Annotated in this window: 22 protein-coding genes and 1 pseudogene; 8 read left to right on the top strand and 15 right to left on the bottom strand. The window is 75.0% G+C overall.

What is annotated here, in order from left to right; all coding sequences use genetic code 11:
• Positions 1 to 91: 91 nt before the first annotated feature.
• Complete coding sequence (gene speB, locus CXR44_RS15305; RefSeq protein WP_180903439.1) at positions 92 to 937, top strand: agmatinase; 846 nt, start codon at positions 92 to 94, stop codon at positions 935 to 937.
• Between the two features lie 24 nt (positions 938 to 961).
• Here the strand turns inward: speB and CXR44_RS15310 are convergent, their stop codons facing one another.
• From CXR44_RS15310 to CXR44_RS15360, 11 genes are all read right to left on the bottom strand, one after another.
• Positions 962 to 2,773: an ABC transporter ATP-binding protein gene (locus CXR44_RS15310; protein WP_101786717.1), complete on the bottom strand. Its 1,812-nt coding sequence runs from the start codon at positions 2,771 to 2,773 to the stop codon at positions 962 to 964.
• Complete coding sequence (locus CXR44_RS15315) at positions 2,770 to 3,768, bottom strand: phytanoyl-CoA dioxygenase family protein (RefSeq protein ID WP_101786718.1); 999 nt, start codon at positions 3,766 to 3,768, stop codon at positions 2,770 to 2,772. The genes CXR44_RS15310 and CXR44_RS15315 overlap by 4 nt, the downstream gene beginning before the upstream one ends.
• Before the next feature lie 40 nt (positions 3,769 to 3,808).
• Positions 3,809 to 4,330 carry a GNAT family N-acetyltransferase gene (locus tag CXR44_RS15320; protein ID WP_180903441.1) on the bottom strand — a complete coding sequence of 174 codons (522 nt, stop codon included), beginning with the start codon at positions 4,328 to 4,330 and terminating at the stop codon, positions 3,809 to 3,811.
• Between the two features lie 47 nt (positions 4,331 to 4,377).
• Positions 4,378 to 5,298, bottom strand: a complete 921-nt coding sequence (locus tag CXR44_RS15325) for a phytanoyl-CoA dioxygenase family protein (protein WP_101786720.1) — start codon at positions 5,296 to 5,298, stop codon at positions 4,378 to 4,380.
• A 76-nt stretch (positions 5,299 to 5,374) separates the two neighbouring features.
• Complete coding sequence (locus CXR44_RS15330; RefSeq protein WP_180903443.1) at positions 5,375 to 6,157, bottom strand: PIG-L deacetylase family protein; 783 nt, start codon at positions 6,155 to 6,157, stop codon at positions 5,375 to 5,377.
• A gap of 59 nt (positions 6,158 to 6,216) precedes the next feature.
• Positions 6,217 to 7,437: a glycosyltransferase family 4 protein gene (locus CXR44_RS15335; RefSeq protein ID WP_180903444.1), complete on the bottom strand. Its 1,221-nt coding sequence runs from the start codon at positions 7,435 to 7,437 to the stop codon at positions 6,217 to 6,219.
• 20 nt (positions 7,438 to 7,457) lie between these two features.
• On the bottom strand, positions 7,458 to 8,753 hold the full coding sequence (locus tag CXR44_RS15340; protein WP_101786723.1) for an acyl-CoA dehydrogenase family protein: 1,296 nt from the start codon (positions 8,751 to 8,753) through the stop codon (positions 7,458 to 7,460).
• Positions 8,750 to 9,040, bottom strand: a complete 291-nt coding sequence (locus CXR44_RS38910; protein ID WP_245899212.1) for an acyl carrier protein — start codon at positions 9,038 to 9,040, stop codon at positions 8,750 to 8,752. The genes CXR44_RS15340 and CXR44_RS38910 overlap by 4 nt, the downstream gene beginning before the upstream one ends.
• Positions 9,041 to 9,045: 5 nt before the next feature.
• Complete coding sequence (locus tag CXR44_RS15350; protein ID WP_144069973.1) at positions 9,046 to 9,948, bottom strand: transglutaminase-like domain-containing protein; 903 nt, start codon at positions 9,946 to 9,948, stop codon at positions 9,046 to 9,048.
• Positions 9,945 to 11,447 (bottom strand): condensation domain-containing protein, encoded by a 1,503-nt coding sequence (locus CXR44_RS15355; protein WP_101786725.1) that lies wholly within the window; start codon positions 11,445 to 11,447, stop codon positions 9,945 to 9,947. The genes CXR44_RS15350 and CXR44_RS15355 overlap by 4 nt, the downstream gene beginning before the upstream one ends.
• Positions 11,435 to 12,442 carry a ParB/RepB/Spo0J family partition protein gene (locus CXR44_RS15360; protein WP_180903446.1) on the bottom strand — a complete coding sequence of 336 codons (1,008 nt, stop codon included), beginning with the start codon at positions 12,440 to 12,442 and terminating at the stop codon, positions 11,435 to 11,437. Before CXR44_RS15360 ends, CXR44_RS15355 begins: the two co-directional genes overlap by 13 nt.
• Before the next feature lie 304 nt (positions 12,443 to 12,746).
• On the opposite strand from CXR44_RS15360, the gene CXR44_RS15365 reads away from it, so the two are divergent.
• The 3 genes from CXR44_RS15365 (at position 12,747) to CXR44_RS15375 (ending at position 17,360) form a co-directional block, all read left to right on the top strand.
• Positions 12,747 to 14,288 carry an FAD-dependent oxidoreductase gene (locus tag CXR44_RS15365; protein WP_180903448.1) on the top strand — a complete coding sequence of 514 codons (1,542 nt, stop codon included), beginning with the start codon at positions 12,747 to 12,749 and terminating at the stop codon, positions 14,286 to 14,288.
• A 181-nt stretch (positions 14,289 to 14,469) separates the two neighbouring features.
• Complete coding sequence (locus tag CXR44_RS15370; RefSeq protein WP_101786728.1) at positions 14,470 to 15,723, top strand: aminotransferase class III-fold pyridoxal phosphate-dependent enzyme; 1,254 nt, start codon at positions 14,470 to 14,472, stop codon at positions 15,721 to 15,723.
• A gap of 47 nt (positions 15,724 to 15,770) precedes the next feature.
• Positions 15,771 to 17,360, top strand: coding sequence for a bis-aminopropyl spermidine synthase family protein (locus CXR44_RS15375; RefSeq protein WP_245899178.1), 1,590 nt, complete (start codon positions 15,771 to 15,773; stop codon positions 17,358 to 17,360).
• Between the two features lie 108 nt (positions 17,361 to 17,468).
• Here CXR44_RS15375 and CXR44_RS15380 read toward each other — a convergent pair whose 3' ends face one another.
• Together CXR44_RS15380 and CXR44_RS15385 are read right to left on the bottom strand one after the other, a co-directional pair.
• Positions 17,469 to 18,269 (bottom strand): class-II aminoacyl-tRNA synthetase family protein, encoded by an 801-nt coding sequence (locus CXR44_RS15380; RefSeq protein WP_101786729.1) that lies wholly within the window; start codon positions 18,267 to 18,269, stop codon positions 17,469 to 17,471.
• A 121-nt stretch (positions 18,270 to 18,390) separates the two neighbouring features.
• On the bottom strand, positions 18,391 to 18,798 hold the full coding sequence (locus tag CXR44_RS15385) for a RidA family protein (protein ID WP_101786730.1): 408 nt from the start codon (positions 18,796 to 18,798) through the stop codon (positions 18,391 to 18,393).
• 79 nt (positions 18,799 to 18,877) lie between these two features.
• Between CXR44_RS15385 and CXR44_RS15390 the strand changes: the two genes are divergently transcribed.
• Complete coding sequence (locus CXR44_RS15390; RefSeq protein WP_101786964.1) at positions 18,878 to 19,522, top strand: TetR/AcrR family transcriptional regulator; 645 nt, start codon at positions 18,878 to 18,880, stop codon at positions 19,520 to 19,522.
• Between the two features lie 13 nt (positions 19,523 to 19,535).
• Here CXR44_RS15390 and CXR44_RS40915 read toward each other — a convergent pair.
• A pseudogene (locus tag CXR44_RS40915) lies at positions 19,536 to 19,691 on the bottom strand (LuxR C-terminal-related transcriptional regulator); the annotation flags it as partial.
• A gap of 206 nt (positions 19,692 to 19,897) precedes the next feature.
• On the opposite strand from CXR44_RS40915, the gene CXR44_RS15400 reads away from it, so the two are divergent.
• On the top strand, positions 19,898 to 21,238 hold the full coding sequence (locus tag CXR44_RS15400) for a right-handed parallel beta-helix repeat-containing protein (RefSeq protein WP_101786731.1): 1,341 nt from the start codon (positions 19,898 to 19,900) through the stop codon (positions 21,236 to 21,238).
• 39 nt (positions 21,239 to 21,277) lie between these two features.
• Here the strand turns inward: CXR44_RS15400 and CXR44_RS15405 are convergent, their stop codons facing one another.
• Positions 21,278 to 21,769, bottom strand: a complete 492-nt coding sequence (locus CXR44_RS15405; protein WP_219601817.1) for a hemerythrin domain-containing protein — start codon at positions 21,767 to 21,769, stop codon at positions 21,278 to 21,280.
• 202 nt (positions 21,770 to 21,971) lie between these two features.
• Here CXR44_RS15405 and CXR44_RS15410 point away from each other — a divergent pair, with 202 nt between their 5' ends.
• The gene (locus CXR44_RS15410; RefSeq protein WP_101786732.1) at positions 21,972 to 23,162 is read left to right on the top strand and encodes a cysteine desulfurase-like protein; all 1,191 of its coding nucleotides are present in this window, start codon (positions 21,972 to 21,974) and stop codon (positions 23,160 to 23,162) included.
• Between the two features lie 153 nt (positions 23,163 to 23,315).
• On the top strand, positions 23,316 to 24,184 hold an 869-nt coding region (locus CXR44_RS15415; protein WP_245899179.1), incomplete at its 3' end, for a tyrosine-type recombinase/integrase.

The following is a 24,184-nucleotide window of genomic DNA, read 5'->3' on the forward strand; positions in this document are numbered from 1 at the left end:
AAGTGTGCGATAGGGGATATGAGTGCCCGCGCGGACGTTTCATGACATTCCACCGTCAAGTGACGGGCGGTTCCAGGGACGTCCGAGTGACGTGGTCGTGCTGGGCGTCCCGATCGACTCCGGTACGGGAGGTCGGCCCGGCGCGCGGTTCGGCCCCGCCGCCATCCGGGAGGCGTCCGCCCTCATCGCCGGCAACCTCTACCACGTCGGGCTGGAGACCGAGGTCTTCGAGCACCTCCGCATCGTCGACGTCGGCGACGTGCCCGTCACGCCCGGCCAGCACGAACGCAACCTCGACGCGGCGGAGAAGTGGGCCCGCGAGCTCATGTCCGTCACCGACCGGGTCGTCGTGCTCGGCGGCGACCACTCCGTGCTGCTCCCCGTGCTGCGCGCCGTGGCCGACAAGCACGGGCCGGTCAGCTTCGTGCACTGGGACGCCCACGCCGACACCTGGGACGGCGGCCCGGAACACCTGCTCACCCACGCCACGGCGGTCCGCCGGGTCATCGAGGAGGGGCTCACCAACCAGGTGTTCCAGATCGGGCTGCGCGGCTACGGCCCGTCCCGGGAGACCTTCGCCTGGGCAGGCGAGCACGGGGTCGAGCACTGGACCATGATGGACGTGGACGAGGCCGGCCTGACCGACATCGTCCAGCAGGTCATCGCCTCCGTGACCGGCAAGGTCTACATCTCGATCGACATCGACGTGCTCGACCCCTCGTACGCGCCGGGCACCGGCACCCCCGAACCCGGCGGGCTGACCAGCAGGGAGCTGCTGGCCGGCATCCGCGACCTGGCCCGCAACACCGACGTGGTCGGCCTGGACGTCGTGGAGGTGGCGCCGCCCTACGACCACGCCGACGTCACCGCGCTGGTGGCCAACCGGTGCGTGCTGGAGTTCCTGTCGGCCACGGCCCAGCGCAAGGCCGCCGGCTGACGGACCGCCCCCTCACCGGGCCCCTCAGGTGCTCTGGCGGGCGGCGTACTCGGCGCACAGGCGGGCGTAACTGCCGCCGCGCGCGACCAGCTCCTCGTGGGAGCCGTGCTCGACCAGCACCCCGTCGTCCAGCACGAGCACGCGGTCGGCCGCCTGCGCGGTCTCCAGCCGATGCGTGATCAGCAGGACCGTCCGGCGGCCGCGCTCCGCCCGCAGCCGCTGGATCAGCGCCGCCTCCGCCTGCACGTCCAGCGCCGCGGTCGGCTCGTCCAGCACCCACACGGGCGCGTCGCGGTACAGCACCCGGGCCAGGGCCAGCCGCTGCCACTGGCCGCCGGACAGTTCGCGGGCTCCCGGGAACATCCGGCCCACCGGGTTGTCCACGCCGCGCGGCAACTGCTCGACCACCCGGCTCAGCCCGCCGGCCTCCAGCGCGAAGCCGAGCCGGTCACGGTCCAGCGGCCGGTCCGCCCGGCCGAGCCGGACCGACTCGGCCACGGTGAACTCGTAGCGCCCGTACTCCTGGTAGAGGACGCCGATCAGGTCGCGCAGCCGGTCCGGGCCGAGCCCCGCCACGTCGGCGCCGTCCACGAGGATCCGCCCGACGGCCGGGGTCAGCAGCCCCAGCAGCAGCTTGACCAGCGTCGACTTGCCCGCCCCGTTGCGCCCCACCAGCACGGCGAACTCCCCCGGCAGCAGCGTGAACGACGCCTCCCGCAGCACCGCCGGCCCACCGGCGTAGGCGTAGCCGACGCCCTGGAACTCCACCCGCGGCGGCCTGCCCGCGTGCCCCTGCGCGCGCCCGCCCGCTGGCGCGAGCGCGGGCCCGCGCTCGGCGGGTGGCGGTTCGCCGTAGGCGAGCGCGACGAAGTCGGTGAGGTACGCGGCGTGCTCCTCGATGTCGACCACGATGGTGAACAGGTCCACCGTGCTGTTCATGAGCGTGCTGAACGCGGTGAAGACGAGGAACAGCTCGGCCGCCGTCAGCGCGCCGGACGACGCCTGGCCGGCGGCGAGGAAGTACGCCACCACCAGGCACACGGCGCTCAGCACCCCGGCGACCAGCCCGCGGGCCACGCTGTGGCGGCTCGCCGCGATGACGGCGCCCAGCGCCCGCCGGCTGACCGCGTCGTGCATCCCCGCGAACGGCGCGGCCAGCCCGTAGCTGCGTACGTCCTTGGCCAGGTCGTGGCGGACGAGCAGCTCGGTCAGGTAGTCGCGGCGGCGCTCCAGCTCGGTGACGCCCCGCCGCGCCAGGTAGACGGCCCTGGCCTCCATCCGCCGCTGCACCAGCAGCGGCACGCCCGCGAGCAGGGCCAGGCCGATGAGCCGCACGTCCAGGATGGCCAGCACGCCGACCATGCTGACCAGCGAGACGATCTGGCCGCCGAACTCGATGAGGATGCCGGCGATGGCGGCCGGCCGCCAGGTCACGCCGTCGTGCGCCCGCGCGACCGCGTCGTACCAGGCAGGGTCGTCGAAGCGGTCGAGCGGCGCGAACCCGGTGACCCGCAGCAGCCGCTGCTCGGCGGTGATGCCGACCAGCTCGGTCAGCTCCTCGCGGCGCACGGACAGCATCGCGCCCACCGCGACGCGCAGCGCTGTCAGCCCGCCCAGCACGAGGATCCAGGCGGTCACGCGGCCGTCCTGCGCGCGGGTGAAGGCCTCGACGATCTCGCGCACGATCAGCAGGAGCGCCGCGGGCAGCGTGGACACGGCCGTGGACAGGAGCAGGACGAGGACCAGCAGCCGGGGCGACGCCTCGAAGCACAGCCGGATCGCCACCCCGGCGGCGCCGGCCGGGCCTGGCGCCCCGGTGCGGCCGGACGGTGTCACGTTCGGCCGGGCTCCACGTCGACGAGCCGCGACACCGGGCGCGGCAGGAGCTCGTGCCAGCTCTCCTGCCGCTCGGGCAGCAGGAAGTCCACCTGCCGCACCCGCAGCGGCACCCGCAGCCAGCGCCGGTCCCGCCACCCGGCGGCCAGGTCCTCCCAGCCGGGTACCCGCGGGTAGTGGTGCGGGCGCAGCGAGGCCAGGCAGACCGGCTCGCGCGACGACTGGTAGCGGTACTCGACCGCGCCGCGCAGGAAGGGCGAGACGTTCTCGTCCACCGCCCGAGTGGCCAGCGCGTGCATCACGACCACGTCGCCCGGCCCCAGGTCGGGGGCCCGCCACCAGTCGCCCTCCCCCGGCTCGACCACGGCCTCGACGCCGCCCGAGTCCAGCACGGTCAGCGGGCGCACCCCGGGCACGGCCCGCTCGCGCAGCACGCGCAGGGTGCCGCCGCCCTCGGGGAAGGAGGTGAACGGCACCCAGGCGGTGAGCACGTCCGGCGTGCCCTGGACGTAGGTGTGCTCCTGGTGCGGCGGGATCCAGAAGCCGGGATGCATGAGGCTGACCTGGCGGCGGGTGTGGTTCAGCAGCGGCTTGCCGAGGACGGCCGTCATCACCCGGACCAGCTCCGGCGCGTGCGCCAGCTCGTGCATCAGCTCCACCCGCTGCAGGTCCTCGTACATGCGCCACCAGCGCGGGCTGCCGTCACGGCGGTTGGCCGCCGGACGCAGACCGCCGTCGGCGGCGGCATCCGCGTCGGCGTGGACGTCGGCGTGGACGTCGGCGTCGGCGTGGGCGTCGGCGTCGGCGAGCCAGTCGTGGCGGCGCAGCACCGCCGCGAACCGGGCGCGCAGCTCGGCCGTCCGGGCCTCGGGCAGCAGCCCGCGGAACAGGAGCATGCCCTGCTCGCGGAGCCGCCGCCGCAGCGCGGCCGGGTCGCCGGCGATCGGCGTGGAGTCCTCGGCGACCACGGTGACGCCGTCGTTCTGCAGGCTCATGATGCTCCCCAGGCGTGTCGCGAATGGATGGCTGACCGGCTCACTCGTAGTGGTTGAACACCACCGCGTCCTGCAGCCACGCGCCGCGCGACTGCCAGAACGCCATGCCGTCCTTCCAGTCGGGGTTCACCTCGGCGCGGAACATCCGCGCCCGCCTGCGGCGGAACTCCGCGATGGCCGCCTCGACCAGCGCGGAGCCGAGGCCGTGGCGCCGGGCCTCCGGCCGGACGTACAGCTCACGGATGGAGCCGATCCGGAAGTCGTTGACGCTCTGGGTGTGGATCTCCCCCGTCAGGAACCCGTCCAGGCCGTGCCCCGTGTCGGCCACCAGGCAGAACGACAGCTCGTCGGTGAGCGCGGCGCGCAGCAGGTCGCGGGTGCCGTCGAGCGGGTCGCGGGTGAACGCCTCCACCTCCGTCACCTCGGGCCGGGCCGGCACCGCCACGCCCGGCCCCCACCGGTCGTAGGAGAGCAGCGGGACGTGCTCGCCGGCGTTCAGCCCCCACAGCACGAGCACCTCTTCGATGTCCTGATCGGTGATCAGGCGGACCTCGGACGGCAAGCGACCTCCCTGGGCGGACGGACGGGTACGGGAACGGCCGGCGGCGGTCACTCCGCGTCGCCGCCGGACAGGGCGCCCACCGGGTGGCGGGCGTACTCGGCGGCCACCTCGACGGGCAGCGCCTCCACCTCGCCGCGCACCCCGGCCTCCAGCAGCACGGACGGCTCGGCGCGCAGCCACGGCGCGGCCAGCAGCAGCCACAGCATCGGGCGGGCCGTGCCACTGGTGTTGCGGGTGCCCCGGTGCCACAGGCGCACGTCGCGGACCAGCACGTCACCGGGCCGCATCGCGACACGCTCGGGCGGGCGCACGGCCCGCCGTCCGGCGAGGAGCTCCTCCCGGACGCACAGCGAGCCGTGCCGGTAGACCTCGGGGGAGGCCAGAACGTGGGTGCCGGGCCATACCTCGATGCTGCCGTTGTCGTCGCCGGTGTCCACCAGCGCGATGTTGACCGCCAGCATGAACGGCGGATGCGTGAGGCCCGGGTGCGGCCACAGCGGCTCCCAGTCGGCGTGCACCGGCTGCGGCGAGGAGCCGGGCAGCACGGTGTGCCCGTGGTAGCTGATCACGCGCGGCGCCTGCAGCGACGCGCCGCACAGGGCGAGGACGGCCGGGTGCCCGAGGAACGATGTGACGTGCCCGTCGAGCCCGCCAGGAGGGCGGTGCCGCATGTGGCCGTCGTCGTAGGCCATCAGCGCGTCGTGGTGCTCCATCAGCAGGGGCACCTCGGCCAGCATGCGCGCGCCGACGTCGCGGGCGGGCTCGGCCAGCCCGGTGCCGGTGAGCAGCACCGCGCCGTCGGCGGCCAGAGCCTCGCAGGCGGCGGGCAGCCAGGCGGCGGGGTCGGCCGAGACGTCGACGGCGGCGACGGACGTGGCGCGCGGGTGCGGGCCGGGCGGGTGCGGGCCGGGCGTGTGCGGGGTGTTCGCGTCGTTCGGGTCGTTCGGGTCGTTCGGGGCGACGGCCATGTGACCTCCGGCTGCGGGCCTCCCATCAGCACCGGCTGAGACGGGCAGGATGCTATCAACGGGCTTCGCGGACATGTCAATGATCTCCGTTCGGGCTCGGGAGGGCCGCCCAGTGGCGTTCGGCGGGCGTTCCGCCGCCGACCTCGCGGGCGTGCGCGAGCAGCCGGTCGGGCCAGTCGTCGTCCCAGAGCATGGGGTGCTGCGACCGGTACGCGGCGGCGGCCTCCACCTTGCGCCGCCAGTCGCCGCCGGTCAGGGGGGAGGCCGCCGCCGGGCCGAGGCCGGCCGCCGGCGTGCCCGGCTCGGGGGGTTCCAGGGCGTACGGCAGGTCCTCGTACCAGCGGACCGGCGGTCCGCCGCGCAGCGCCGCCGCGCAGGCGCGGGCCGTCAGCACGTGGTCGAGGTGCCCGCCGACGGCGGCCGGCGCGTGCACCTCCCCGGGCGCCAGCTCGGCGACCCAGCCGGCCAGCACGCCGGCCACGGCCCGCACCAGCGCGAGATCGTCCGGCGCGGGCGCCGAGAACAGGTCGTCCCCGGCGGCGCAGCGGGGCGACCCGTCGCTCCTGCGCCGGTAGAGCGCCTCGATGAGGTCCAGGTGCGCCGGCTCGGCGGCCAGCACGGCGCACGCCCGCGCGTCCTCCTCCCGGCGCAACCGCATCCCGGCCGCCGCCGTGCCCGCCGCCGTGCCCGAGGCCCGCCACCAGGAGTGGTACTGCTCGGCGTACGGCGGCAGCGGGTCGCCCCCCTGCCCGGCGAACACGGTCAGCACCACGACGCGGACGCCCCGCCGGGTCAGCCCGGCGATCGTCCCGCCCCACGACAGCACGGCGTCGTCCAGGTGCGCGGACACCACCAGCACCGGCGCCCGCCCTCCTGTCGCGCCCGACGGGGCCCCCCGGGGTGCCGCACTCGCCGAGGTCATCGGGGCGGCTCCGCGAGCCGTGACCACAGCAGCCGGTAGCGGCTCTCCCAGGTCAGCTCGCGCCCGCGGCGCACCGCCCGCCGTCCCAGCTCGGCCCGTAACGGCGGCTCGCCGACGAGGCGGCCGAGCTGACGGGCGAGATCTCCGGGCCGCCGGTAGTCGAAGTACCGCACCGCGTCCCGGCCCACCTCGGGCACCCCGCCGCGCGAGCTGGCCAGGCACGCCAGGCCGCTGGCCAGCCCCTCGGTCAGCACGAGCGGGCTGGCGTCCTCGCACAGCGACGGCACGCACAGCACGTCGGCCTGCCGGTACACCTCGCCGATGGCGTCACGGTCCACGAACGGCGCGAACTCCACCCGGTCGCCCAGCAGCGACGCCCGGTGCTTGACCTGCCGCTCGAACCGGTCCGGCGCCGACGAGGCGGACAGCTCGGCGTTGCCCACCAACCGCAGCCGGAACGCCGCGCCGGTCCGCGCCAGCTCCACGCACGCGTTGACCAGCGCCATCGGCCCCTTCTCGGGGGCGAGCCGGCCGGTGAAGAGCACCACGGGCACGCGGCCGGCCGGCCGGGAGGCGGGGTGGAACCGGTCCGGGTCGTGGCCGTTGTGCACCACCGCGACCGTCGTGAGCGGCAGGCCGGTGCCGTCCAGGAACCGCCCGGCCACGAACCGGCTGACGCACACCACCAGGTCCGCGTCGGCCACCACGCGCGCCCGCTCCGCCGGCGGGAACGACCGGAACATGTCGGCGTGCAGGTAGAGGCAGATCCGGGCCCGCGGTCGCAGCCGCCGCAGCTCCGGCACGGCCGCGACCGCGTTGTGGAGCACGACCGGACCGGCGAACCCGCCCGGCAGCGCCTCCAGGGCCGGCCGGACGAACCCGGCGTAGTGGGCGCGGCGCTCGCCGCGGGCGGCGGCCGCGTCGTCCTCGCGCCGCTCCCGCTCCCCCAGCGTCTCGCCGGGGCTGTCGTACGTCACCAGCCGGACCCCCGACGGCGCGTGCTCCCGGCCGCGCTCGGCCACGATCACCGTGGCGCCGCCGCGCCGGGCGTGCTCACGGGTCAGCTCGGCGGCGACCGTGCCGAGCGAGCCGCCGCTGGCGGGCGAGAAGACCTCACCCGGCGGCAGCACGTGCGCCCAGACCGGGCCCCGGTCCACCGCCGTGTCCACCACCGTGTCCACCGTGTCCACCGTGTCCACCGTGTCCACCGTGTCCACCGTGTCCACCACCGGCCCCGTCACCGGTCCCGGGCCATCAGCGCGAGCCGGGACCCGACGGCCACCAGCCGCTCGTTGCCGATCATCAGGGGCGCCGACAGCAGGTCACGCACCAGGCGGGCGACCGAGTACGGGCCGTCCTCGCTGTAGCCCGCCATCCCGCACACCCGCAGGGCGGCCAGGGCGACGTCCACGGCGAGCTCGGAGACGGCGAGCTTGAGCGAGTTGATCCGCAGCGCGAACGCGACGGTCGGCCGGGCGGCGCCGCTCAGCACGGCCTGCGCCTCCTCCGCCGCCCCGGCGAGCTGCGCCTCCATGGCGGTCAGCCGCCAGCGCATCTCGGCCAGGTGCCCGCTCGGCGCCTGCCCGGCCTGCCCGCTCGCGCGCTTCCTGGCGTACCGGGCGGCCCGGTCCGCGGCCTCGGCGGCCAGGCCGTGCCACACGGCCGACCACAGCACGTGGGACAGCGGGGTCATCACGCGGTCGGCCAGGTCGCCGAACGGCAGCGGCAGGATCCGCCAGTCCTCGAACTCTGCCCGGATCCGCAGGGCGGGGCTGCACGTGCCGCGCATGCCGAGCGGGTTCCAGCCGCCCAGGGGCTCCAGCCGGGTCCGCGCCGTGTCGAGGAGCACGGCGACCTGGTCACCCGGCGGCGAACCGGGTCCCCGGCGGGCACTGACCAGCAGGGCGTCGGCCTCGACGCCGTAGGAGACGGTGGTGGCGCTCTTGTCGAGCCGGCAGCCGCGCCCGGCCACCGCGTCGGCCGCGCCTCGCACGCCCCCACCCCCGGCCTCGCCCTGGACGCCTCCGCCCCCGGCCACGTCTCGGAAGCCCTCTCCTCCGGCCCCACCGTGGAAGCCTTCTCCTCCGGCCGCGCCCGGGGAGCCGTCGCGTTCGACCGCGCACACGCTGGTGCGCAGGGAGCCGCCGACGCCGGCCTCACTGGTGGCGGAGGCGACCAGGAGCTGGTCGCGGACGATCCGCGAGACGGCCTCCCGCAGCTCCGGGCCCGCGTCGCAGACGAGCAGGCAGGCGAGCTGCACCTGGTGCATCGCCCACACCATGGCGGTCGCGCCGCAGCCACGCGCCAGGTCGGCGGCCATGCCGGCGAGCGCCGGCACGTCCGCGCCGAGCCCGCCGCGCTCCGCCGGGGCCACCGCGGCCAGCAGGCCGTGGCCGCGCAGGGCGCGCAGCGCCTCCTTGGGGAAGCGGGCGTCGGTGTCCACCTCGGCCGCGTGCTCGGCCAGCACGCCCCGGGCGAGCTCCCTGCAGGTCTCGGCCGCCCGCCGCACGCGGCCGCCCCCGGCCTCGGTCACGAACGCCCCTCCCGCGCCGTGAGGGACAGGACCGCGTCCGTGATGGCCGCCAGCGACCGGAACGTCTCCCGGGTGAGCAGCTCGTCCGGGAACTCGACGCCGAACTCGTCCTCCACGGCCACCATGACGCCCACCATGGCCAGGGACTCCATCCCGAGCTCCCACAGGTCGGCCCCGGCATCGGCCGACTCGATCACCCCGGGCAGCACCGACCTGCCGGCCAGCAGGAGCCGTACCCTGCGCTCCACGCGGGTTCGCTCGTCACCGTGTACGGCTCTGGCGGGCACTGTGCTCAACTGCGCTCATCCTCTCGGTCCGGTCGTGTCGTCACGGCGGTGGCGAAGGAGACGCCCGCCGGGCGGCCGGCGTCCAGCCCCACCGGCCCCATCTCGCCCGAGATCCGGGCGAGGATCGCGCCGGTCGAGCGCCGTACGTCCCACCCGGCCGGATCGAGCAGGCCCCAGCGGAGCATCGCTCCCACGATCAGCGGGTCGTAGGGCACCCACACGCCGTCGGTCTCGATCTCGGCCCAGTAGTGCAGGACGGAGAACGGCGGCGACAGGATGACGCCCTGCGCCAGCCGGACCGGCAGGCCGCGGCGACGTCCCTCCCGCACCAGGCGGAGCGAGCCGCCCGTGCAGTCGGCGATGCCGGTGCGGCCGGTGAAGTCCGGGTCCAGCCCGACCGTCATGGGCAGGCGGACGAACCTGACCCGGCCGAACTCCTCCAGCAACTCGGCTGCGGCCGGCTGCGGCGGCGGCCACGAGGCGGGCAGTTCGAAGCGGGCCACCGCCGAGCCGCCGGGGCAGGCGGCCCATCCGGTGGGCAGCCGCACCCAGAAGTCGCACTCCCCGTCCTCGCCGGGCTCGTGGGCGCACTCGGGCACGAACTCGATCTCGGCGCGTACGACGGTCCCGGCGGGGGCCCGCAGCCCCTTCGCCCAGGAAGCCGGCCCGAACGTCCACAGCGACCGCGCGCCCAGGTCCAGCGCGACGTTCAGCAGGTCGAAGTGGTCGAACCCGGACGGCCTGCCGAGCCCTTCGGCGAGCATCGCCCGCAGCACGTCAGGGCCCAGGCCGTAGTCGCGTTCGGCCGAGTCCCACGGCACGTCGAAGCCGCGGGCTACGTCCGGGACGAGCCTGAGCGCGCGCAGGGTGTCGTCGGGCAACGGGCTCTGCAGCGCGGTCCCCCTCATCCCGGCCCACCCGCCCCTCGACCGGCTGCGAGATCGACAGCGGGACCGGCGGGGCGACCGGCTGCCAGATCGGCGGCGGGGCCGGCGGCGAGACCTGTCAGCTCGCCCACCTGTTCCGGCCGGACCTCGCCGAACGCGGACTCGACGAGCAGCCGTTCGATGCCGTACAGGATGCCGCGCACGGCGTCGGGGTCCAGGTGGCGGGAGTCGGCGTGCAGGGTCAGCCGCAGCGTCTCGGGGGTGTCCTCGGCGTACAGCGCGAACGTCTCCTGCTCCACCGCCGGCTCCGGCCGGTAGACGCTGTCGCGCATCGCCGCCCGTACCTCCGCCTCCTCGGCGGCCCGCGGCCGGGCGGCGCGGTGGGCGGCCAGCCGGTGATCCGGCCGCGTCTCCTCGCGCATGTCGTTGAAGACGCACGACAGGTCCAGCCGCACGCCGCGCCGCCGCTCGGCCGACCGGGTGAGCCGGCGCACCTCGCGCCCGTCGTACAGGCCGTGCCGGTAGGCGCGGACGGAGGCCGACCAGGCCCGCGCGACGACGTCGCCGAAGCCGGTCCCGCCGAGGTCGAGCGAGACGAGCACGCCCTGGATCATGCAGGCGACCGCGCGCCGCTCCGGCTCGCTGGTGCGGTTGGCGCAGATGAGCCGGACCGCGCAGCCCGGCGTCCCGGTGTACGCGCCGAGCACCAGGGCGGTGGCCGCGAGCAGCACGGCCGTGCCGCTGACGTCGTACCGCAGCGCCTGGAGGTTCAGGCCGAGATCGGCGGCGCGGGAGTGCAGGACGGCCGCGTGGTAGGCGGGCGGGCCGGGCCGCGGCGCCCGGGGGAACATCGTGGGCGGCACCACCGCCAGGCCGGCGTCCCAGTAGGCCGAGGCCCGCGCGAGCCGGCGGCGTCCTTCGGCGGACGCCTCGTAGCGGGCCTGTTCCAGAGGCTGGCGGCCGGGGGGCGGCGGCGGCCGGTCCAGCCCCTTGGCGCGGGCCCGCGCCATCGCGGCCAGGTCCGCGACGAGGTTGCGCACGCCGGTGCCGTCGGCCGCCGTGTGCACCACGCTCAGCAGCACGGCCAGCGGCTCCCCTGACGCGTGGAAGATCGTCGGGCGGATCGGGAGCTCGGCCTTCAGGTCGAACGGCAGCCGTTCCACGACCTGCCGCCGCTCGGCGAGCGCCTCCCACAGTGACTCCGGGGCGTCCCCGAGGTCGACCAGGCACACGGGGAACTCGCCGGAGCCGGTCACCGTCTGCGTCAGCCCGCCCTCGGCGTCCTCGGTCAGGTACGTGCGCAGCGACTCGTGCCGGCACACCAGGGCGCCGAGCTCGGCCAGCAGGTCGTCCACGGTCAGCCCGGCCGGCGCCTCCACCTCGCCGGACGGGTTGAAGAACGCCTCGCGCGGGTCCTTGTCGGTGATGTCGAGCCACATGGACACCTGCCCGCAGGTGGCGGGGCCGGACCCGGTGCTCTGCCCGGCGAACCGGACCCGGCGGTGCGTCACCCGCTCCACGTCCGCCCCCCGGCCTGGGTGCGCTCCGACTGCTCCCGCATCCGCTCCTGGACGTCGTGGGCGAAGTCGGTCCAGATCTCGGCGCACTGCAAGGCCATGTCGGCCACGATCGGCGCGAGATGCGTGGGAACCGCGTCCAGCAGGTCCGCCCGCATGTCCTGGGCGATCACGTGCCCGTGGATCCAGCGCAGCAGGTGCCTGCCGGACTCCGACAGCCGCAGCGACGGGTCGCGCTGCAGGGACCGCAGCCGCAGCAGCGCCTCCGCCCCCTGCCCGGCGCGCCGGCGCCGCGCCTCGGCGGTGGCCGCCCCGGTGGCCCCGCCGGTGGTCGCGCCGGCCGCCTCGACGGCGGTGGCCGGAGCGGCGCCGCCGATCCGGCCCGCCGTACGGGGAGCCATGGGGTCCTCGCCGCGCCGGATCCGCTGGCGGACGGCGTGGGCGGTGCCGACGGAGACGGCGGCGTCCTGGGCGATCTTCCGCAGCGAGGCGTCGGGGTTGGCGGCGATGACGCGGGCGGCGCGCAGCCGGCCCTCCTCGGCGTTGACCGGACGGCGCCGGCCGTCCTTGCCGATGCGGGCGTTCAACTGTGGAGAATCAGCGGTCGAGCACCGGCGCAGGCTGCTCACCGTCTTCGCCGACAGGCCCGTGACCTCGGCGATCGCCCGGTCGGACATGCCGGGACGGGAGTCGAGGATGCGTAACGCCGCAACGCGCCGGTCCTGCAGCGACAGCGGCATGCCGTGCGCGGTGTTGGCCCGTACGGCGACCAGGAAGGCGGCCTCCTCGCTGCCCTCGAAGAAGCACACGTCGATCGTCTGGCGGCCGTTGAGTATCGCCGCGCCCAGGCGGTGCATCCCGTCGATCACCCGCATGGTCCCGCGGTGGACCAGGATGGGCGGCAGGCCGGTCTCGATCTCGGCCAGCCGGCGGACGTGGTCGGCGTCGACCCCCAGGACGCGGGGTGAGTCTCCCCGTTTCAGCAGCTTGATGTGCACCGCGTACACCTGACGCGGCTCATTGATTTCGTGGTCTGACTGAACTCCCACATTACCCCCGGTGTGTGAGACGGTCACCGGTGCGAGCGCGCGTCGCCGCGGCAGGGACATATGAGAGCACACAAGATCCGGATAGTCCATAACGGGTCTTTAATCCTGAGATCCTGCCCCGTTCTTCCATTACCTGCTATCTGTCACGCAATAGTGACAACTAGTTATGTTCCGATGTTGACGTGATCGCCGGGTTCGTTGCTAGCCTGTGCGCATCGCGAAGAATGATGCACCCCGGGAGCGGGTGGACTCCGTGCGGAACACCTCGGCCCCATATCGGTCGGCCGATGTGTGCGTCATCGGCAGCGGCCCCGGCGGGGCCGTCACGGCCCACGTGCTGGCCCGCAGCGGCCTGCGGGTGCTGCTGCTGGAGGAGGGCGACCGGATCGGCCCCGGCGCGACGCTGGCGGACCTCGAACCCGCCTGGGAGCCGGCCCTGGTGCGCGGCGGCGCGGACCGGCTGGTCCCGGCCGGGCGCCCCTGGTCCGCGCGCGGCCTGGGCGGGGGGATGGGCCTGTTCGCCGGCATCGGCTTCCGCCTCAGGCACGTCGACTTCGACGCCCGCAAGCACGTCGCCGACGACGCCCTCGACCCCCGCTGGCCCCTCGCGTACGCGGACCTGCGCGAACACTACGACGAGGTCGAACGCCTGATGGGCGTGGCCCGCGCCGCGGGCGCCGACCCGCTCGAACCCGAGGGCGCCCGCCCGCCGCTGCCCCCGCACGACTACAGCGCCCACGGCCGCCTGCTCGCCGCCGCCGGCCGCCGTCTGGGCCTGCGCCCCTTCCCGACCCCGCTGCTCATCAACTCCGTCCCCTACAGCGGCCGGCCCGCCTGCCACGCCTGCGGCCCGTGCAACGAGCACGCCTGCCCCACCGGCGCCAAGGCCGACGTGGTCGCCACGCTGCTGGACCCGGCCCGCGAGGAGGGCTCGCTCGTGGTCGCGACCGGGTCCCGGGCGCTGCGCGTGCGCGCCGCCTCCTGCGACCGGGCGGGCGCGGTCGAATGGCTCGACCTGCGGGCCAGGGTGCGGCACACCACCCGGGCCCGGTGCGTCGTGCTGGCCGCGAACGCCGTGCAGTCCTCCGCCCTGCTCCTGCGTTCCCGCTCGCGCTGGTCGCCGGCCGGGCTGGGCAACCGCCACGATGTCGTCGGGCGGGGCCTGTGCTTCAAGGTCAGCGGTTACGTGAGCGGCACGGTGCCCGCGCCCGCCCGCGGGCCGCACCGGTCCGGCGGGCCGTTCTCGACCGTCGCCTTCTCCGACCACTACCTCGCCGACGCCTGCCCCGGCGGTCTCGGCGGCGTCCTGTACGAGGCCAGCCCGGCCGAACGGGACCCGCGCGACGGGAGAATGCCGCTGCGGGTGCATTTCCTGGCCGCCGACCAGCCGATGTGGCGCAACCGGGTCCGCCTGTCCAAACAGCGAAACGGACTTGGCGCCAGAAAGCTGGTAATGGAGTATGAAACGCACCCATGGGATGCCGCACGGCTGAATTACCTCGCGGATCGGGCCACCAAACTGCTCATTTCCGCTGGGGCACTGCAAATCACCCGAGAAGCGTCCGAATACGAGCGTGGCAGCCGCCATCTGCACGGCGGCTGCCGTGCCGGGGACGATCCGCGGACCTCCGTGGTCGACGCGCACGGCAGGGTCCACGACCAGGAGAACGTCTACGTGGTGGACGGCGGGTTCTTCCCCTATCCGGGTGGCGTGAACCCGACGCTCACCATCCTCGCCAACGCCTTCCGGATCGCCCGGCGGATCGCCCGGGACCTCACCACGGCCACCGTCTGACCGACCGCCCCGTCCACTCGGCCCCGTCCACTCGGCCCCGTCCACTCGGCCCCATCCACTCGGCCCCATCCACTCGGCCCCGTCCACTCGGCCCATCCACTCCACCTTCGCCCCGCCACCGTCCGACCCGACCCGACCCGACCTGCCACCGTCCGACCCCTTCAGACCCGAGGGAGAGCCCATGCCCCGCACCGTGCCCACCTCCACCGCCCGGCAGGCCACCCTGGCGCGGCCCGGCACCGGCCCGGTGTTCGACCGGGCGTCCGGCGCGCGGGTGTGGGACACACAGGGCCGCTGCCATGTGGACCTGTCGTCCTGCAGCGGTGCCGCGCCGCTCGGCGCCGGATACCGGCCGGTGGTGGACGCGCAGGTCGCCGAGCTGCACCGGAGCGGCGGCATCCTGCCGGAGGCCACCTCACCGCTGCGGCGGGAGGTGGCCGACCGGCTCGTCGAGATCTTCCCGGCGGCGCAGGCCGTCGAGTTCTTCCGGACGGGGTCGTGCGCCACGACCGCGGCGGTGCGCCTGGCCCGGGTGCACACCGGCGCCCGGACGGTGCTCACCGCCGGCTACCACGGGTGGCACGACTGGCAGGTCCAGTACCGGCCGGGCATGGGGTTGGCGGACCGCGACCCCGACACCGCCGACTTCGGCTACGACCTCACGCTGCTCGACCGGCTGGCGCGGCGGCGCGGCGACCTCGCCGCGGTGATCGTGACCCCCGAGGTCAACGCCTTCCCCCCGGAGTTCGTCCGCGAGGCCGAACGCATCACCCGGGCCCACGGCGGCCTGTTCGTCCTCGACGAGGTCATGACCGGCTTCCGTTACGCCTGGGGCGGCTACCACGCCGCCACCGGTGTCACCCCGGACCTGATCACGCTGAGCAAGGGCCTGGCCAACGGCGTCGCCCTGTCGGCCGTCGCCGGGAGGGCCGCCGTCATGGAGGCGGCTCGCCTGACCCATCTCAGCAACACCTACCAGCGGGAGGTCACGCCGTTCGCCGCGGCCCTGGCCACTCTCGACGCGAGCGCCGGCGGCACCGCGGTCGAGGCGATGCGGGCGGCGGGCGCGCGGCTGATGACCGGGCTGGACGAGCTGTTCGCGCGGGCGTCCGTCGCGGCCTGGTCGCGGGCCTGGCCCACCATGTTCGACGTCGTCTTCGCCGACCCCGGGCAGGGGCGGCGCTTCTTCGCGCTGCTGCGGGAGAGCGGCTACCCGATGGAGTACGGCCAGCGCTTCATGCCGTCGGCGGCGCTCACGGAGGAGGACTGCGCCGGCTTCCTGGAGGCGGCCGCCCGCGCCCTGCCCGCTGCCGCCGCGGGGGGCGGTCCCCGGGGGGACGGCACGCAGGCGGGGGTGCGGTACGCCGCCGACCACTTCGCCGCCACCCGCGAGACGGTCGAGCGCTGGTGGCGCGCCGCCGGGTCCCCCGCATGATCGCGTAGACGTCCCCGCCGCTCCCCCGGCCCGTTAGGGTTTTCGCTGTGGAACAGGAGCAGCAGAACGTACACACCCTGTCGGCGACCGCCGGCCTGGACCCCAGGCGCGCCTACGAGGTGCTGTCCGTGCTGGGCGACGGCTCGTGGTGGACGCTCGCCGACCTCGTGCGGCGGACGGCCACGTCCAGGCGCTCGGTGGAGGCCGTCCTGCGCGAGCTGGGCGCGGAGCGCTCCGGCGACCGCTTCCGGGTGCGCCCCGAGGCGGCGCGCGGCCTGCTGGCCGCCGCTCACCGGCCCGTCGCCCCCGCCGGTCCCGTCGACCACGTCCTGCCCCACCACGCCGACACGGTGGAGCGGATGGCCAAGCTGATCGCGGGCGCCCCGCGCGGCCGGCAGGCGCTCGACCACGTCTCCGCCACTCCCGAGACGGTCGTGCGGCGGGCGCTGCTGCTCGGCGCGCGGCTCTGGCCGTCCGGGACGCGCGTGCTGTGCGTCGGCGACCACGACCTGACCTCGCTCGCCGTCGCGTCGATCTACCCGGACGCCGAGATCGCGGTGGCCGACATCGACGAGCGCATCCTCGCCTACATCGACCGGTGCGCGGCCGAGCTGGGCCTGTCCGTCCGCACCCACTGGTCCGACCTGCGGCTGGGCCTGCCGCCGTCGCTGCACGGCTACGCCGACGTGGCCGTCACCGACCCCCCCTACACCCCGGAGGGCGTCGGGCTGTTCGTCGCCCGGTGCGTGGAAGGCCTGCGGGATCCCGAGCAGGGGCGGGTGCTGCTCGCGTACGGGGCCAGCGAGCGCACCCCGATGCTCGCCCTGAAGGTGCAGAACTCCCTGCACGACCTCAACCTCGCCTACGAAGCCATGTATCCCGACTTCAACAGCTATCTCGGGGCGGAGGCCATCGGTTCGGCGGCCGACCTCTACATCCTGCGCCCCACCACCAGGTCCAAGCCCGCCGTGGCGGCCAGGGTGGAGCGCTTCAGCGCCGCCATCTACACCCACGGCCCGCAGTCGGTGGAGAGCCAGGCCGGCGCCGACGACGCGCGGCTGCGCACCGAGGCCACCGGCTTCGCCCCCGACCTGCTGGTGGGCGAGTGGCCGGCCGGGTTCCTGCCGCGCACGCCCCGGGTGCGCCTGGCCACCTGGCTCGCCAAGCCGTACGCCGCCTCACCCGAACGGGTGGCGATCGCCGTGCCGCCCGGCCTGGAGGCGGCACTGCCCCGCCTGCTGCTGGCCGCCCGCGCGGGCCACGTCCGGGCCTTCCCCGCCGAGCGGCCGAGCGACGTGACGGCACTGGCCGCGCTGCTGTCGCCGGTCTACGAGATCACCGTCGAGGGCGGCGCCGTGGACGCCGTACGCCGCCCGCCCGCCGGCGACACCGCCGGCCCTGGTGCCGTGCTGCTGCGCCGGCTCCTGGACCGGGCGCACGGCAAGCTCGTCAACACCTGGCGGGAGGCGCTGATCGCCGCGCACCCGGGGCTCACCAAGCGCCAGGCCCGCGACCTCGTCCTGTCGGTGGCTCCCTGGGCGGACGGGGTCACCGCCCTCGAACTCCCGGCCCACCGCCTCACCGACCTGACCGAGGCCGTCCCCGCCAGCCTCCGCCTGGCGGCCGCGCAGGCCTGACGCCCCTCCGCTCAGGCCCGAGCCCCCCGCGCAGGCCCGAGCCCCCCGCGCAGGCCCGAGCCCCCACGCAGGCCTGAGCCCCCGCGCAGGCCGCCCGCTCGCGGCTCGTCAGCCCAGGGCGTCGCGCACCGGGGCGGGCCAGCGCCGAGGGGTGGGGCCGTGCGCGTGGCGCAGGGCCAGCAGCAGCCGTTCGAGTCCGACGCCCAGGCAGGCGGTGTGCGCGGGTTCCCGGCCGGCCTCCCGGATGCCGAACGCGGCTCCGAAGTGTTCCTTGTGGTAGTTCACCGACACCACGGCCTGCCGGACCCCGTCGGCGACGTCGGCGGCCAGCTCCCATTTGAGCCCGTCCGCCCGCTGCGCCGAGGCGAGCAGCCGGCCCGGCCGGCCCCAGAACGGGTCGTTGGCCGGTCGGCGCTCGGCGGGCACGCCCAGACTCTCCAGCCAGTGGGCGAGCCGGTCCAGCCGGTCGTCCCGCCAGGCGAGGCAGTCCCCGGCCCCGCCCAGCCGGACGGTCTCGAACATGCGGAACGATCTCAGGCGGCCGGGCTCGCTCGTGGCCTCCTGCCGGTGGCAGTCGGCCAGCACGCTGATCTCGGCAGGCGCGTCCAGGACGTGGCCCTCGAACAGCGGGTAGACGTGGTAGCAGGCCGCGGGCGTCAGCACCAGGTCCGTGGGAGCCCCGCCCCGGCTCACCGCGCCGAGCAGGTGGGGGAAGGAGGCGCCGTAACCGGCGCGGTCCGCCACTGTGGCGTCGAGCACGGGCGGCGCCCGCAGGTGCCGTGCGGCCTCCCCCGCGCACAGCCGCCGCAGCGCGACGACGACGGCGGCGAGCACCTCCTCCTCCGCCGCCCCGGTGACCAGCGCACCGGGCGCGGACGTGGCGACGAGCGCGACCGCCGGGTCGTCCATCCCGTGCTCCCCTCGCATGATCCATCGGGTGTGCGAGGAGCAGCATGGCATCCCCGGGCGGGATGCGCGACGGCTCACGGGCCGCCGTCGGCGCACCGGGCCGGATCCCCGCGATGTCCCCTCAGTCGAGGACCGCGGTGGCCTCGACCTCGACCAGGAGGTCGGGCTCGGCCAGCGTGGCGACGCCCACCCCGGTGAGCGGCGCTGCAGGGGTGACGCCCAGCTTCGCCGCGGCCCGGGCGACCCCCTCCACGAACAGCGGCATCTTGTCGGGGGTCCAGTCGACGAGGTAGACGGTCAGCTTCACCACGTCGTCGAAGGAGCCGCCGGCCTCGGCCAGGGCGGTGCCGATGTTGAGGTAGCACTGCTCGACCTGGGCCGCGAGGTCGCCTTCGCCGACCCTGCCGCCGTCGGCGTCGCGGGCGACCTGACCGGCGATGAACACCAGCCTCGATCCGGTGGCGACCGACACCTGCCGGTACAGGTCGACCTTGGGCAGTCCTTCGGGGTTCACCAGGGTGATGGCCATGCTGACTCCTTTGTCAGGAGAGCCCGGGGGCTCGTGGAACTCAAACTATAGCAATGCAATGCTATGTATTCTGGTGGCCATGGCACGGACGAAGGATCCCGCGGTGCGCACCCTGCTCATCGAGCGGGCGGCACACATGCTCCGCACCCGCGAGCCCATCACCCTGCGCTCGCTGGTGGCCGGGACCTGCGTGTCCACGATGGCCGTCTACACCCACTTCGGCGGCATGGACGGCGTGTGGAAGGCCCTGCGGCAGGAGGGGTTCACCCGCCTGGCGGCCAGGTTCGCGACGATGACGGCCTCCGCGGACCCGGTGCGCGACCTGACGGCCCTGGTCGCCGGCTACCTCGGCAACGCGCTGGACCACCCCGACCTGTACCGGGTCATGTTCGACGCGACCTTCGACCTCGAGGACCTCAAGGCCGCGGACGCGACCCTGGAGTATCTGGTCCAGGCCGTCCGGCGGGCCAGGGACGCCGAGCGCTTCCGCGCCGACGTCGACCCGCTGGAGCTGGCGATCCAGAGCTGGGCCATCGGCCACGGGCTGGTCTCGCTCGTGGCCAACGGCCCCCTGCCCCGCCGGACGCTCGACCACGCCCGGCCCATGCTGACGGCGCTGTTCGTCAGCGCGGGAGACCGGCCCGAGCGCTGTCGCGCCTCGGTCGACCAGGGCTGGGAGCACCTGCCCCCGTCCGGCGAGCAGCCGGGGGCCGAGCAGTCCTGAACCGCGCGCCCCACAGGACCGCGGTGACCCTGCGGCTCACGCGGTCCGTCGGCGCCAGGTGGAGTTTGCCGAAGATGTTGCCGATGTGCTTGTGCACCGCGCCCTCGGTGATCATCAGGCGCTCGGCGATCGTGACGTTGCCGAGCCCTTCGGCCATCAGCGCGAGCACCCGGCACGCGCCGCCGGGCGGCCCGCACGCCCCGGGCTCGTCGCGGAGCGCGGACGCGGACCGCCCGGGGTTCAGGAGACCGTGAAGATCACGAATGCCGGGCGAGGTCGATCATCGAGCGCCTAGGGTGTCACCGACCCACTGAGCGATCTTCGTCCGGGCGGGCGCACGAGCCTGCCGGCATCCGACCGAGAGGCTGAGCACACATGTCAGGCAGAAACATCAGGGCGTGCACGGCCGGGGCCGCCGCGCTGGCGCTCGCCATCGCCGGGACCGGCGCGGCCACCGGGCCGGCCTCGGCGTCCGCGGCCACCGTCTACTACCTCGACAGCGTCGGCGGCGACGACTCGGCGGCGGGCACCTCGCCCGCCACGGCGTGGAGGACCCTGGCGAAGGCGTCGGCCGCCGCGCTCGCTCCCGGCTCCAGGCTGCTGCTCAAGCGCGGCGGATCGTGGACCGGCCGGCTCTCGGTGACGCGCTCGGGCACCGCCGCGGCCCCCATCGTCGTCGACGCCTACGGCAGCGGCGCCCGCCCGGTGGTCAAGGGCGACACCGAGAGCTGCGTCCACCTGGCCGGGAACCACATCGAGCTGGTCAACCTGCAGATCGGCGTCAACCAGGACGCCGGCCGCTGCTCCTGGGCCGGCGTCAAGGTGACCGGCGACGACAACGTGGTGGAGAAGAACCACATCACCGGCGCGGCGGCGGGCGTGTTCGTCGCGACGACCGCCCGCTACACGGCGGTGACGAACAACGACTTCGTCGACAACAACCACATGAGCACGCTCACCCCGGCCGACGTCGACCCCAACGACGACTCGGGCGCGTTCGCCGTGCTCGTCCAGGGCGACGACTCCAACGTCGGCTGGAACCGGATCAGCGGCTCCATCGCCTTCAGCCACGACTACGAGTGGGACGGCGCGGCCGTCGAGATCTTCCTCGGCTCCCGCAACCGGATCCACCACAACATCGCGGTGGACAACGACACGTTCACCGAACTCGGCACCTCCACCAACGCCGACGGCACCACCAACGACCCGGACGGCACCACCGGCAACGTCTTCGAGTACAACGCGGTGTACGGCCCGAAGACGCGCGCCGGGCTGATCACCCGCGGCCCGCGCGACGAAGGCGGGCCCGTCGAGCCCAACGGCCCCGTCCTGGGGACCGTCTTCCGCAACAACTCGGTCCACCTGGCCAACCCCGACGCGGAGGGCGTCGTCTGCTACGCCGGCTGCACCGACGCCCACCTGTCGATGTCGCAGAACATCGTCTCGGCCGCCAAAAAGAGCGGGTACGCCGACCCCGGCTTCACCGACAACCACCACAACGTCTTCTGGGGCGGGCAGTTCCAGATGCGGCCCGGCCAGGACAACGTCCACCAGGACCCCCTGTTCGACCCCGCCCGGCCGATGCGGCTGCGCGCCGGCAGCCCGGCCATCGGTCTCGGCGTCACCCGGTACGCCGACGTGGACCTGGACGGAGCGGCCGTGGGAGGCGACGGCGGCATCGAAGCGGGCGCCTACGAGTACGTCCCCGCGAGCTGACCGCGCCGGGACCTTCGCGGCCCGCGCCCGGCCTCGGCGTCAGGTCTCGCCGGTGCGCAGGAACGCGGGCCGCGAACCGTGCCAGCCGGGAACGTCGAGCGCGTTGAGCGCCGAGACGATCCGCTTCTCCTCGTAGACGAAGTGCGTCTCCATCAGCGCGGCGAGGCTGTCCAGCTCGCGCCGCACCTCGACCGGGTCCGTCTCCCGGTCCAGGGCGCCGACCAGCGTCTCGAGGCGCCGGAGGGAGTCCTCGACCAGCCGGTGGTCGCGGCGGAGCTCCTCGAGCACCGGGCCGAGTTCGGGGAACCGGCCGGCGAGCTCCCGGAACGCGCCGTCGTCCTCGCCGGAGTGGTGCCGGTCGAGTGCGGAGCAGAACGTCAGACAGTGGACGCGCAGGTCGCGGAGCCGCTCGCCGCTCGCGAGGCAGGCGTCGACGTTCTCGCGCAGCGCCGCGAGCTCCTCGCGGAGCCAGAGGTGTACTTCGATCAACTGGTTGCCGAACGCCCTCAGGCGCCCATGGGGTGTCGCCAAGGTGATCCCTTGTGCCGGCGCCTCCATGCCCACGACGGTCTCCTTGCCGGGTGCACCGCGACGCTGCTGAAGATCTACCACCGCGAGGACGGAGCGGTCAATCCGGCGCCGGGGCGGGACGGGTCCGGCAGCCCGCGCAGCGCAGGGGCGCCTCGTGGCCGCCGGCTGATTGGGCCGGGGCGCCGGTGAGCATGAACAGACCATGCACTTTCCCGTACAAAAGGTACGCGCCAGCTATCCCGCGCTGGCCGACGGCTACGCCTACCTCGACGGCGCCGCCGGCACGCAGACCCCGCAGCCGGTGATCGACGCCATCGCCGGAGCCTACCGGGACGGCCTCGGCAACGTCGGCGGGGCCTTTCCGGCCAGCCACCGCTCGGAGGCCATCGTGGCCGGCTGCCGGCAGGCCGTCGCGGACCTGGTCGGCGGCCACCCGGACGGCGTGATCCTGGGCCCGAACATGACGACGCTGACCTACCGGCTGGCCGGCGCGCTGGCCAGGCAGTGGGAGCCGGGAGACGAGGTGGTGCTGTCGCGGCTCGACCACGACGCCAACGTGCGGCCGTGGACGCAGACCGGCGCGACCGTCCGCTGGGCCGAGGTGGACCCGGTGACCGGGGAACTGCCGGTGGAGCAGTACGCGGAGCTGATCGGCGAGCGGACACGGCTGGTGGCGGTGACCGCGGCCAGCAACGTGCTGGGCACCCGCCCGGACGTGGCGGCCATCTGCGCGCTGGCGCACGCCGCCGGGGCGCTGACGTACGTGGACGGCGTGCACGCCACCGCGCACGGACCGGTGGACATGCGGGCGCTGGGCGCCGACTTCTACGCGACCAGCGCCTACAAGTGGTCCGGCCCGCACATCGGCGCCGTGGTGGCCGACCCCGCGCTGCTGGAGCGGATCCACCCGGACAAGCTGGCCTCCTCACCCGCCACCGTGCCCGAGCGCTTCGAGACCGGCACGGCCGCCTTCGCCGACCTGGCCGGGGTGACGGCCGCCGTGGACCACCTGGCGGCGCTGACGTCCGGCACGGGGACGCGGCGCGAGCGGCTGCTGGCGTCGATGACGGCGGCCGAGGCGCACGAGCTGGAGCTGTTCGGGGTGCTGGTCGCGGGCCTGGAGGCGATGCCGCACGTCACCCTGTACGGCAAGCCGGCGCGACGGACCGCGACCGCCTACTTCACGGTGGCCGGGCTGACGCCGGGCCAGGTGGCCGGGCGGCTGGCCGACCGGGGCGTCAACGTGTGGAACGGCCACAACTACGCCTGGGAGCTGACCGCGGCGCTGGGGATCCGCGACGCAGGCAGCGCGGTGCGGGCCGGCCTGGTCCACTACAACGACCGCGAGGACGTCGACCGCCTGCTGGACGGCGTGGCCGCGCTGCAGCCGTGACGTCTACACGGCCACGCCGGGGCCGGTGACACTAAGATCGGCGGGGGGAGCCTGCCCGCCGTACCCGACCTGGCGGCGCCGCCCGTCGAGCCGGCCCGCGACCCCTACCACGTCTACCTCGACTCCCTCACCAGTCCTGAGTCGCGCCGCACCATGCGCGGCTGCCTCGACAGGCTCGCGCGGCTGCTGACCGGCGACGAGACCGCCACGGGGGCGGGTCAGCCGTGGCACCTGCTGCGCTACGAGCACACGGTGCGCATCCGCACGATGCTCACCGAGCAGGGCTGGTCGGCCGCGTACGTCAACAAGCACATCGTCGCGCTGCGCCGCGTGCTGAAGGAGGCCTGGCGGCTCGGGCAGACCAGCGCCGAGGACTTCGCCCGCGCCTCCGACCTGGCCCCGGTACGGCAGAGCCGGCTGCCCGCGGGGCAGCACGTCCCGCCGGAGGTGGTGGGCGCGGCGCTGGCCGCCTGCGACGACTCCCCGGCCGGGATCCGCGACGCGGCCCTGATCGCGGTCCTGTACTCGACGGGCTGCCGGCGGGCCGAGATCGGCGGGCTCGCGCTGGCCGACTACGATCCGGGGGCCCGGTCGCTGCGGGTGCGCGGCAAGCGCGACAAGGAGCGCCTGGTCTACCTGACCACTGACGCGATCGGGCTGGTGGAGCGGTGGCTCGCGGTGCGCGGCGCGACGCCGGGGGCCCTGTTCAGCCCGGTCAGCAGGGCCGGCCGGATCCGGGTGCGCGACGGCCGGCCGGTGGGGCTGACCGGGCAGGGCATCGCCGACGTCCTGGCGCGGCGGCTCGGCGCGGCGGGCGTGTCGCGGCGGACGGCGCACGACTTCCGCCGCACGTTCATCGGCGAGCTGCTGGACGCGGGAGTCGACCTGGCGACCGCGCAGGCCCTGGTGGGCCACTCGTCGCCGGCCACCACGGCGCGCTACGACCGCCGGCCCGAGAAGACCCGCCGCGAGGCCGTCGACCGCATCCGCCTGCCCCCCCCCCCCCCCCCCCCCCCCCCCCC

The organism is Nonomuraea indica (assembly GCF_002850745.1).
In the GTDB taxonomy this organism is placed as follows: domain Bacteria; phylum Actinomycetota; class Actinomycetes; order Streptosporangiales; family Streptosporangiaceae; genus Nonomuraea; species Nonomuraea indica.